This is a genomic window from Zobellia galactanivorans, assembly GCF_000973105.1.
Classification (GTDB): domain Bacteria; phylum Bacteroidota; class Bacteroidia; order Flavobacteriales; family Flavobacteriaceae; genus Zobellia; species Zobellia galactanivorans.
Map to the genome: position 1 here is coordinate 2305876 of NC_015844.1, position 11374 is coordinate 2317249.

The window sequence follows — 11374 nt, forward strand, 5'->3', positions numbered from 1 at the left end:
TTTTAGTGTTTTCTTGAATAAGGTTTCTTGAAAAATGAAGAAATATTAAAATGAAGGAAAAAAAGAATAATGGAGGCAATAGTCAACAGGAAGTTGATTTTAAGGCTTTTTTACTGAAAATCTATAAGAATAAATTTTTCTTTTTATTGAGTATCGGGGCGTTTGTTTTTCTTGCACTGATTTACATTGCTGTGTCAACCCCTGTTTATGAGGCGTCGACTTCAATTCTAATCGATTCTAAGGGGAAAAATCGTGTTCTGGGCGATAGTGAATATGTTGAAGGTGGGGTTAGCTTGATAGAAGTTGAAAAAAACCTTTTTAATGAAATAGGAATTATAAAGTCTTTTAGCCTTATTAAACAAACGGTAAAAGATCTGAATTTCGATGTGACATACCATAGTGAAAAGTTGTTTGGGCGTAAAGAGCATTACGGATATTTTCCTTTTAAAGTAACCTTGAATGATAGTGCCGTCCAATTATATGGGGTGCCCTTTGAAATAACCATATTATCCGACTCTGCATATAAGTTGTCAATTGAAGCCGATGACTTTGTTGTTTCAAATCCGTCTAATGGGTCTAAGCGTGTGGTAGAGCGCAGTTTTGACTTTGAAAAGGAGTTTGCCTTTGGGCAGGCTGTCGAACACGAGTTTTTCTCATTTACCCTCACGAAACCCTCTTATGAAGTGAACCTAGAAGATTTTTCAGGTGCAGACTTAAGCTTTGTAGTTCACGATGTTGAAGATGTCGCTAAAAATTATATGTCCTCGGTAGAGGCTAATAATATAGATATAGAGGCTAGTATATTTAAAATTGTTTCCACAGGAACTAATGTGAATAAAGAAGTTGATTTTCTCAACATGCTCACTAAGAATTATATTCAAAACGAGCTAGGGTCGAGAAATGAAATTGCTGCCGGTAAAGAGAGTTTTATTCGGAATCAGTTGCGCATTATTTCGGATTCCTTGTCCAAGTTTGAAGTGGTTTTAGAAGAGTTTAAAAGAAATAGAAAAGCGGTTGATTTAAGTGCGACCGCATCAAATGCGTTAGATCAAACCAATGATTTGCAGGTAGAGGCTGCGAAATTAAGAATGAACATCAATTTTTATAATTCTGTCATTAAAAGTGTAGAGAATAATAGAAATAGTGATGAGTTTATCATGCCTTCGGGTATCGGTATAGAAGACCCTTTAATCAATAGGAATATTTTAGACCTTAAACAACTGTATACTGAGCGTTCGAAGAAAAGGTTTTATGTGACCAGTAATAATCAAGAAATGACCATTTTAAACCAACAGGTTCAGGAGGCCACGGAGGTACTATTGAGCAATTTAAAAAGTGCTGTCCGTTCTTCTCAAATCGCGTTGGGAAGTATAAACTCTAGAATGTCACGTATCGATAGTGAAATCAGTTCACTCCCTACTACCGAGATAGAGTTGCTTAATATCCAGCGACAGAGCACCCTTTATGAGAACCTTTTCAAATACTTGAGCCAAGAGTTGGCAAAAACAGGTATCGCGCGTGCTGAAAGCACTTCTGATACTAGGGTATTGGATGAGGCTAGAATGGAAGGAGATGGACCTGTGGCACCACAAAAATCATTATTGTTGGCACTTGCCGTAACATTGGGTATGTTGGTTCCTTTGGGTAAAATGATTTTTTTCCCTCCGGAGGAAGCTATTGATAACATAGGGCAAATTATAGCCAATAGTGAGATTCCGGTTATTGCTAGTATAGTACACTACGAGGAGGGATCGGAAAATGAAGGTTCTGATGTTGACTTATGGAAACTAAAGGAATCGTTTCGAGACCTTTGCGCGAAACTAAAATTGGTCAACTCTAGTGGGAAGGGGGTTATAGGTATTACTTCGATATTGCCTGAAGAGGGCAAAACTTATAATGCTATAAACCTTGGTATCACTTTGGCCGAATCAGGTAAGAAAGTCATTGTGGTTGATGCCGATTTAAGAAACCCTAGTTTGGTAGGGAGGCTTAGCGAAATTAAAGGAAAAGGCCTCGCTAGTTATTTGAATGGTGAATTGAAATCACATGAAGAGATAACCTATTCGCATGAGAAGGTCACTAACTTAAAATTCATTCCTACATCAATAGTTGAAGCTAATGTGCATGAGTTGCTTTCTGGCAATCGAATGAATACCTTGGTAGGGCAACTGAGGCAAGAATATGATTATGTAATTCTTGATACACCTGCCGTGGGTCTGGTGTCGGACTTCTTGTTGCTGTTGGATGACATAGATATTAATTTGTTCGTCGTACGTAGAAACATTTCAAAAGTCCGGTTTTTAGAAGACCTAGAGGATTTGATTCCCCAAAATAAACACAAGAAGAGCTATATCATTTTTAATGATGCCCCGCGTGACAATCATAAATATGGGTATGGTTCAAAATACGGAGTGAATGAAGAGGAGCAACTGGTGAGTAAATCTTTATCGGTGTAGTAATCTGAAAACTAGTAGGGGCATTGGTTTGTTTCTTTGAATATGGGTAAATACGCACGATATTTTTATTTTGATCTTGATAAGGTCCATTATGAGCATTTTTACCTTTACATGCTTATAGCTGCTATCGTAGCCCTATATCTTGTTTTAAAAAGTCAATCCAAGTTCAAATTGGAAATGTTCTTTTTATCGTTCTATTTATTAACAGGGAGCTTTAATGTCTTGCTTAATTTTAAGATTCCTGGAATAAGTTTTTTTGAAGTACAAATCGTACGGGTAGTCTATTTGTTATTGTTGTTTCGTATGGTTCGGGATAAGGTATTTTCTGGGACAAGATTTAATTTTGTGGACGACAAGAAATTGCCATGGTTTGTTTTACCTCTTTTCCTATATGTTCTGTTTCTTAGTTTATCCGTGCTTTATACGGGGGTGGAGAAGGGTTATGTTACTATAATTGATTCGGTTGCTTTCATTCTGATAGTCTTTGGTATAAGCTCTTTGAAAGACCAGCATTCGTATGATATAATAGGTAAGTCGATAATAATTGGAGCGATAGCATCTAGTATTATTAGCTTACTTCAATTGACTATTAATCCTTTTTTTCTGCGTATAGGTGATGATAGGGCTGCTTTTGGCAATTTTATTAGGTCTAACGGTATCTTCGATACTGAATATTTTAATTCATATTACCTGATTGTTGCGATTACGTGGGTATTGGTGATGGTCAAAAACAAAATTTTAAGAGCATTTTTGGTGACATTATTTACATTAGGGGTGATTTGTTCGTTTCAACGAATGAGTTGGATCATTTTGTTTCTGGTAATAGTTATTTATTTCATTTTTATAGCAAAGGTTAGCTTGGCTAGACTATTATTTGCTGCCGTCGCTGGTTTCGCTATCATCCTTTCACTTTCTGTTTTTTACTATCAGGACATTATGAAAAGCTCATTGGTTCAGGATCGTCTGACCGATTCTGTAGAGGGGCGCCAAGAGTATTATTCATTTGTTTTGAATAACATTGGAAAAAAACCGTTTTTGGGTTTTGGGGATTTAAAGAATGAGGTTTATTATGAAAACCTATTGAGAATAACGGGAAAGCGATCGAGGGCAACTGCAGAAGAGGGTGATTTGCACAGTGGATATTTTATGTCGATGTTTCAATATGGTATCCCGGCATTTGTTTGCTTTCTACTTTTTGTTCTCCTTCCTATTCCTTACTACCTGCGGCTTGTTAAATTTAAGATATATTTTATGGTCCCATTTTTAGTAAGTGTGCTTTATTTTGTAGGTAACCTTACGAATTCATTTTTATTCCTAAAATACCTTTCTGTACTTTATGCAATTCACATAGGTATTGGTATGGGGGTGCGAAAAATAGAGACAAGTCAATTAACGAAAATTACTAATTAGGTTAGTTTATTCATTTTAATGGGAGTTATAAATAGATTTAAGGATTTTTTTTTGAAAGGGGATGCCCGGTCAATACGTGCCAAGAAAAATGTTTTACAGACTGTCCTTATTAAAGGTTTGGGGGTGATTATTGGCTTTCTTTATTTCCCTTTATCTTTAGATTACCTCGGAACGGTCAAGTTTGGAATTTATCTTACCCTCCTTTCCATTGTTGACTGGTTTTTGAATTTTGATGTTGGAATAGGGCTTGGATTGCGTAATAAATTTGGCGAATCGGTTGCACGGGGAGACGATGAAGATGCCATACGTTATGTGAGTACGGCGTATTTTGCCTTAGGGGCGATGATTACCCTTGTTACCCTATTTCTTCTAATACTGAATTTTACATTGCCTTGGACGGACTGGATCAATATTTCGGCTGATTTAAAGGAAGAAGTAGTTTTGCTTGGAGCGGTAATTATCTTGGCTTTTGGAATACGGTTCGTTGCCCGAAATGTTTATGAAATTTTCTTTGCCATGCAACAAATGGCCTATGTGGAGTTTTTTACTTTCCTGACCAAACTTTCATTTCTTGCACTTATCCTGGTACTTCCATTTATAGTGTCAGATTCACTTTTCCTATTTGGTACGGCCAAAGCCCTTACTTTTGCAATAGTCCCTCTTGCTGTGGGGCTTTTTTATTTTAACAGGAAATACCAAAAGTATAAACCTCGTTTAAAGTACGTACGCAAAGATTATTTCAAAAGTTTATTTTCTTTAGGAACAAAGTTTTTCCTCATAAAAATAGCGATGTTAATTATTCATCAAACGAATAACATCCTTATTGCCAGTTTTGTTTCTTTGGAAGGAGTACCCCAGTATGAAGCCGCCTATAAGTACTTGTCCATTTTTATGCTCCTGTTCGTAATATTAAATAATCAGCTTTGGCCTTCAAATATAGAGGCCTATGCGAAGGGAGAATTCGAGTGGATGAAAAAATCCATACGGGGGGTAGTTAAAATTTGGTTGGCGACAGTAGCCCTCGCCTTGGTTATGGTTTTGGTGTCACCTATTATATATAGACTTTGGTTGCAAGATGGATTGACAGTGCCTATGGAGGTTTCTATAGCAGTGGCTATTTCAATATGCCTTACGACTTGGGTGAACATGTTTAATATTGTGCTGAACGGCACAGGTAAGATTAAGTTACAGATGTACGCGTGGCTTTTTGCGGCATTGATCAATATTCCCGCTTCCATATTTTTTGTAAGAGTTCTTGATTTAGGTGTGGTGGGTATTGTTTTGGGAACCGTGGCTAGTCTCGTCCCATTAGTTGTAATTTCGCCCATCCAAGTTAATAAGATTCTAGCAAAAACAGATAAGGGTATATGGGCAAAGTAATGGCTTGTGTAGGCTCATTTCTCTAAGCTATTAGAAACACTGGTTAATTGAGTTTTGAAAATGAAAAAACGAAAATGAAAAAAGTTTTAATTGATATATATCACTTGCCCCAATACAACATGTTTCGTAACACGATTAGAAACTTCGACCCTTCCGAGGTCGATATCTATTGTGTTAACCGAGGTAAGCTTTTACCGGTAATTCAATATGAATTGCCAGAATACAATATTATCTGCATAGGGGATTACAGGCACAATAAGGGCATGTATTCGATGGTTTTTAAGATTATCGTGCCAAGGTTATGGAAGTTGTTCCGGTTGATCAAGTCTTCTAAATATAGGTATGTCATCACGGCCCATTATCAAGCGAACTTTATAGCAAAACTTAAAGGCATTCCCAATGTGGCCTTTATTGATGATCCTAGAAGATTTGTTTTTCCCCTTTTAAAATTTTCCGCAGATGACGTATACTTGCCCCCATTTGAAAAGAAGTTTGAAGGGGTAAAGTATTTCAATGCGTTGAAGGAGTGGTCATATCTTTCGCCGAAGTATTTTAAGCCCCAGATTTCGGCTCTTGAAGAGTATGGCTTGGCACCGAAAGAATATATTTTTATTAGAGAAGTCTCCACGGAGACCTCTAATTATCTTTCTCAGGAAACAGGGGCTATATTATCCATATCGGCCAATTTTCCAACGACGTTAAAAGTTGTGCTTTCATTGGAGAATAAAGAGCTGGTGGACAAATTCCCTAAAAGTTGGATCATTCTTAAAGAACCCGTAAAAGATATTCATTCATTGATGTATTATAGTCAGGTAGTTATTTCTTCCGGAGATAGTGTGGCAAGGGAAGGGGCTATGTTGGGTGTACCTTCCATCTACGCAGGTATTCGCGATATGCCGGCCAATGTAATCATGATGAAGAAGGGAATGCTTTTAAAATTACATCCTTCCGAGATTGTGGAAACCGTAGCGAAAATGAGAAGTGGGGAATTGACATTTCCGGAACCCGATGTGTTTAGACAAGAGCTTTTGGAGGAGTGGGATGACGTCACCACCCTTTTGTTGGACAAGTTAAAATAAAGAAATCAATCATAAAGAAAGTAAAAAATGAATATATCAATTTTTGGATTAGGTTATGTGGGGTGCGTGAGTATTGCCTGTTTGGCAGAAAACGGGCATACGGTTACCGGAGTAGATGTAGTTCCGCACAAAATAGACCTGATCAATGCAGGAAAGGCTACCATTATAGAGAAGGACATCGATATCCTGCTCACATCCAATTGGGAGAAGGGCAGGATTTCGGCTAGCCAAAACTTTAAGGATGCGGTACTGAATACCGAGATTTCCATTATTTGTGTGGGCACCCCTTCGGATGTAAACGGTCATTTAAACCTGAATGCCATTTACCAGACAGCAGAGCAGATAGGGGAGGCCTTAAAAGAAAAAGATGGTTTTCACATTGCGGTTATTCGGAGTACTGTGCTGCCCGGGACCAATCAAAAAATCGGGGAGATAATAGCGGAACGTTCGGGGAAGAAGCGAAATGAGGCCTTTGCGGTAGTGTCTAATCCCGAATTTTTGAGAGAAGGCTCTGCGGTGAAGGATTATTACAATCCCCCAGTTACCGTGATCGGTACGGATAATGAAAAGGCGTCAAAAAAGATAGCCGAAATGTACAAAGGAATCAATGCTCCCGTAAAGGAAACCAATATTGAAATAGCCGAGCTGATAAAATATGTAAACAATTCATTCCATGCATTAAAAGTTTCTTTCGCCAATGAAGTCGGAAACATTTGTAAAAAAATGAATATCGATTCGCATGAGTTGATGAACCTTTTCTGTATGGACACCCAACTGAACCTATCGCCATACTATTTAAAACCAGGTTTTGCATTTGGGGGCTCGTGTTTGCCAAAAGATCTAAAAGCCTTTAAGACCATGGCCCATGATTTTTATTTGGAGAGCCCGGTGTTAAATTCTATCCTTGATTCCAACGAGAACCAGAAAAATCAGGCCCTTAACTTGGTCTTGGAAAAAAACAATAGGAAAATAGGTATTTTGGGGTTGAGCTTTAAGAAGGGTACGGATGATTTAAGGTATAGCCCTATTGTAGAATTGGCTGAAAGTCTACTGGGTAAGGGGTTTTCCATTGCGATTTACGATAAGAACGTGAACGTTTCCATGCTTTCGGGAACCAATAAGGCTTATATCGATAAGCATATTCCTCATTTATCCGAACTTATTTCCGATGACTTGGAAAAAGTAATTAATGATTCGGAGACTATTGTCATTTCGCATAACGAGCCGGAATTTAAGGATATTAACCTCAGGTATGCCGACAAGCATTTTATCGATCTGGTAAAGATCAAAGACAATGCCCCCAGTGAAAACTATGAGGGTATTTGTTGGTAAGGGATTCAACCGTCCATGTGTTTTAGTATGGACGGTTATAATTTTATTGTTCTGATGAGAGTTTCTATCAGTTTTATGTGTGGAGCTTTTAACTAGCTTAAAATTTCTTCGTATACTTTCTTATACATATCGGTCATGTGTTCGAGGTTAAAATGTTTTTCTATCCGACATTTACCTTTTAGACCCATTTCAGATGATTTTTCAGGGTTGTTTATCAGTTCTATAATTTTATTAGCCATAGCTTGGGGGGACTTCGGCGGAATAAGATAGCCTGTTTCATCATCAAGTACAATCTCATCCGTACCTCCTCCTCTTGTTGCGATAACAGGTTTGGCCAAAGCCATATATTCCAATATGGAATTAGAAATACCTTCGCCATGTACCGTGTCATTGGTTGATAATATCCCTACATTTATAATACTCACCAACGATTCTATATCTTGAACAGGGCCGGTAAAGATTATGTTTTCTTCCCCATTTGCTTGAACTTTCTTTTTAAACTGTTCTAAGTTGGTTCCACTACCTATAGCAAGAAAGGTTACGTCTTTTCTTGACGATAGAACTATTTGTGCAGCAGAGATATAAGTGTCGTAATCTTTGCGATTGGCGAAAGCTGCTACTTTGGCTATAACTATATCGGTCTTTATGTTATATTTTTTTCTAATTATTTGCGCTTCCTCAATATGTTGAATGCGTTTGAAATCAAACCCGTTTTTAATAGCTTTACTTTTTGATTTGGGAGCTCTGTAAGCCTTTAATCCAGCGGATGAATTGCCAATTACCACATCTGAAAATATAAACGATAGTTTGGCCAAAAACAGTTCTTTATGCCAAATACTGAGCTTTCGCGGTGCTTTTGCGATGTTCCCATTAATTAGCTTAATGTTGAGTAATAGGGATGATGGAATGGCAAACAAGGTACACATCGTTGACCACGAATGTATAATATCAGGTTTAAACTCGCGACAGATTTTATAGACTTTAAAAAAAGGGGCTGGCGAATATTTGGGTTTTCGTTCAATGATATGTAGCCTAACGTTTAGATCGTGTACGATGGGGTATTCTATGATATCTTTGAAAATAACTACTTCGAGATTAAATGTTTTATCTTTTGAAAGACCTTTGACAAGTTCTAACATACGTCTCTCTTTACCGCCTTTTCTAAGGTTGTCAATTAAAAAAATGATTTTCATGTTTTTTTTTAAGATTCTAATGCAATGTTGGATGGGCGTAATTTATCATGGGTGAAAAGTACTGAAATATAGCAATCTCTTCAATTAAACTTGATTTCATTAACATGATAATTAGATAGAAAAAGTAATCTGTTTTTCTATTTTAGGAATAACGCAAAAGTAGTGAGTTCAGGGCTTTCAAATGTTCGATTATGTTAGAGAAAGTGAGGGGTATAATTTACTTTTGTTTAAAATATGTTATAAATGGAAAATGATAGTAGGCATATTGTGTTTTTAGGCACTTCAGGCTTTCCATATGGTTTAGCGGCAGTTCAAAGAACTATTTTGATGGGGAAGGCGTTGTTGTCTGAGAATTGTAAAGTTACGGTGGTTTGTAGAAAGGGTACGTACGGGCCATATGAGCATGATGGGTTTGATAATAATGGCAATTTTGAGGGAATAGACTATACATATACATCGGGAACCGTTATTAAGCCTAAATCCTTTTTTCGAAGAAATCTACTTAAAATAAAGGGAATATACGGGGAGTTTAAATATTTGCAACTTTTAAAGAAGAATGATAATATTGATTTGGCTCTCGTCTCGAATATGAAGGCGCTACATCTTTTTCGTTATTTGTTTTTTTCATTCTTCTTTCGCATTCCAGTGATATTAAATCTTGTTGAAATGCCTAACGCAATGCAAGAGAGAACAAAACTATCGGAAAAAGTTAATGATTATATCGTAAGTCGCTGGTTATATAAGTATTTTGATGGGGCGCTTCCTATCAGTGATAAACTGATGGATTATTATAAGATTATTGCACGCTCTAGGCCTAGTATGAAACTTCCGATTTTATGCGATTATGAAAAATTCAATCTTCCTAAAAAAATGGAGAATCCTTATTTTTTGTATTGTGGAAGTGTGAATTATATGGGGGTTATTGACTTTGTCCTAGAGTGTTACAAGAAATTAGAGGTCCACCATGTAGAAATGTATATGATTGTAAGTGGCGGTTCAAAAGAGGCTACCAAAGAACTACAGGATAAAATTAATAGACAGTTTGAAGGAAGCCCAGTCAAACTATTTACGAACATCCCTTATTTGCAACTTGTGCATTTGTATAATCATGCTATAGCCTTACTTATTCCTCTGAGGCCGACATTACAGGATGCGTCAAGATTTCCACACAAAATAGGCGAATATCTAGCATCGGGTAATCCTGTAATAACGACAGATGTTGGAGAAATTAAAAATTATTTTAAAGACGGCGAAACTGCTTTGGTGGCCGAGGAGTATAGCATACTTTCTTTCACTGAAAAAATGAGTTTTGTTTTGAAGGAACCAGATAGAGCACGAGCTATTGGTATAAATGGCAAAGAACTAGGATTAAAGGAGTTTGATTATAAAGTTCATGGATTAAGGATGAGGCGTTTTTTTAATAATTTTCTGTGATATTTCTTCTTTTAAAATCATGAGAAATTTTTAGTCTACTTTGTTTTTTTTGGTCGGATGATTAAAATGGTCGAACAATATTGGAAAATATAACTAGTGAATTATGAATTCATTTTTTTACAAAATATATAGGAAGACCATTGTTGGTAATTTAGTTCGTAACCTGTACCATTGGTTACAAGGAATACTTCCAGATAAGATTTTTTTAGCCTATAAATATAGGATTAGTATGGGTAAAAAACTTCAGTTGAATCCACCTACAACTCTTAATGAGAAGATTAATTGGTTAAAACTTTATGATCGTAGGGACATACTTACGAAATGTGCTGATAAATATAAAGTCCGTGAAATAATTTTAGAAAGAATTGGAGATAAATATTTAGTTCCACTTTATTTTCAGACTAAGAATCCTAATGAGATAGTTTCTGAGAATATCAAGGATACTCCTTGTATAATCAAAACCAATCACGATAGTAGTGGCGGAATTTTTATTTATGATAAAGAGGTAGTGGATTGGAAGGAGCTTCGAAGTCAGTTAAAGAAAAGAATCAGAAAAAATTACTATAGAAAATCTAGAGAGTGGCAATATAAAAATATCAAACCTCGTATTATAGTTGAGAAGTTGCTACTTGATAGTAAAGGTAATATACCTTTAGATTTTAAATTGCATTGCTTTAATGGAAAAGCGAGAATGATACAGGTTGATATTGATAGAGGTACAGAAAAACATAGTCGAAATTGGTACGATTTAGAATGGAAACGCGAACCGTACAAATGGTCTTCTCCTAAAAGGTCAGGGGCTTTTACTGACCCTAGTGATACTGAAGTGGAAAAACCTCAGACTTTAAATGAAATGATTATGCTTTCTGAAACTTTAGCTTCGGATTTTGATTACGTTCGGGTTGATTGGTATGATGTAGATGGTAAATTATACTTCGGAGAGCTTACTTTTCATCATGATGGGGGTATTAGACCAATCATTCCATACGAATGGGACATCAGATTGGGCCAAGAATTGAAACTATCAACAAGAGCATAGAGTTGAAACTATTAACAATAATTGTAATTGTTGATTTTAATGACGATTATC

At 36.5% G+C, this 11374-nt stretch carries 8 protein-coding genes; 7 read left to right on the forward strand and 1 reads right to left on the reverse strand.

All coding sequences use genetic code 11. The features are described from left to right. Window positions 1-50: 50 nt before the first annotated feature. From ZOBGAL_RS09335 to ZOBGAL_RS09355, 5 genes are all read left to right on the forward strand, one after another. On the forward strand, window positions 51-2456 hold the full coding sequence (locus tag ZOBGAL_RS09335; RefSeq protein ID WP_013993339.1) for a GumC family protein: 2406 nt from the start codon (window positions 51-53) through the stop codon (window positions 2454-2456). Window positions 2457-2498: 42 nt separating this feature from the next. Further along, window positions 2499-3866 (forward strand): O-antigen ligase family protein, encoded by a 1368-nt coding sequence (locus ZOBGAL_RS09340; RefSeq protein WP_013993340.1) that lies wholly within the window; start codon window positions 2499-2501, stop codon window positions 3864-3866. A gap of 18 nt (window positions 3867-3884) precedes the next feature. After that, entirely contained in the window at window positions 3885-5246 is a 1362-nt protein-coding gene (locus tag ZOBGAL_RS09345) for a lipopolysaccharide biosynthesis protein (protein WP_013993341.1), read from the forward strand. A 74-nt stretch (window positions 5247-5320) separates the two neighbouring features. Further along, window positions 5321-6325, forward strand: coding sequence for a DUF354 domain-containing protein (locus ZOBGAL_RS09350; RefSeq protein ID WP_046287842.1), 1005 nt, complete (start codon window positions 5321-5323; stop codon window positions 6323-6325). A 27-nt stretch (window positions 6326-6352) separates the two neighbouring features. Beyond that, on the forward strand, window positions 6353-7657 hold the full coding sequence (locus tag ZOBGAL_RS09355; protein ID WP_013993343.1) for a nucleotide sugar dehydrogenase: 1305 nt from the start codon (window positions 6353-6355) through the stop codon (window positions 7655-7657). Between the two features lie 92 nt (window positions 7658-7749). Here ZOBGAL_RS09355 and ZOBGAL_RS09360 read toward each other — a convergent pair whose 3' ends face one another. Further along, entirely contained in the window at window positions 7750-8850 is a 1101-nt protein-coding gene (locus tag ZOBGAL_RS09360) for a glycosyltransferase (protein WP_013993344.1), read from the reverse strand. Between the two features lie 243 nt (window positions 8851-9093). Here ZOBGAL_RS09360 and ZOBGAL_RS09365 point away from each other — a divergent pair, with 243 nt between their 5' ends. Together ZOBGAL_RS09365 and ZOBGAL_RS09370 are read left to right on the forward strand one after the other, a co-directional pair. Next, window positions 9094-10284: a glycosyltransferase gene (locus tag ZOBGAL_RS09365; protein WP_013993345.1), complete on the forward strand. Its 1191-nt coding sequence runs from the start codon at window positions 9094-9096 to the stop codon at window positions 10282-10284. 103 nt (window positions 10285-10387) lie between these two features. Continuing rightward, window positions 10388-11323 (forward strand): ATP-grasp fold amidoligase family protein, encoded by a 936-nt coding sequence (locus tag ZOBGAL_RS09370; RefSeq protein WP_013993346.1) that lies wholly within the window; start codon window positions 10388-10390, stop codon window positions 11321-11323. Window positions 11324-11374 lie beyond the last annotated feature (51 nt).

Bases quoted from the DNA above. Each gene is read 5' to 3' on its own strand.
- ZOBGAL_RS09335 (WP_013993339.1), top strand. From the start codon at position 51: ATGAAGGAAAAAAAGAATAATGGAGGCAATAGTCAACAGGAAGTTGAT.
- ZOBGAL_RS09365 (WP_013993345.1), top strand. From the start codon at position 9,094: ATGGAAAATGATAGTAGGCATATTGTGTTTTTAGGCACTTCAGGCTTT.
- ZOBGAL_RS09360 (WP_013993344.1), bottom strand. From the start codon at position 8,850: ATGAAAATCATTTTTTTAATTGACAACCTTAGAAAAGGCGGTAAAGAG.
- ZOBGAL_RS09340 (WP_013993340.1), top strand. From the start codon at position 2,499: ATGGGTAAATACGCACGATATTTTTATTTTGATCTTGATAAGGTCCAT.
- ZOBGAL_RS09370 (WP_013993346.1), top strand. From the start codon at position 10,388: ATGAATTCATTTTTTTACAAAATATATAGGAAGACCATTGTTGGTAAT.
- ZOBGAL_RS09350 (WP_046287842.1), top strand. From the start codon at position 5,321: ATGAAAAAAGTTTTAATTGATATATATCACTTGCCCCAATACAACATG.
- ZOBGAL_RS09355 (WP_013993343.1), top strand. From the start codon at position 6,353: ATGAATATATCAATTTTTGGATTAGGTTATGTGGGGTGCGTGAGTATT.
- ZOBGAL_RS09345 (WP_013993341.1), top strand. From the start codon at position 3,885: ATGGGAGTTATAAATAGATTTAAGGATTTTTTTTTGAAAGGGGATGCC.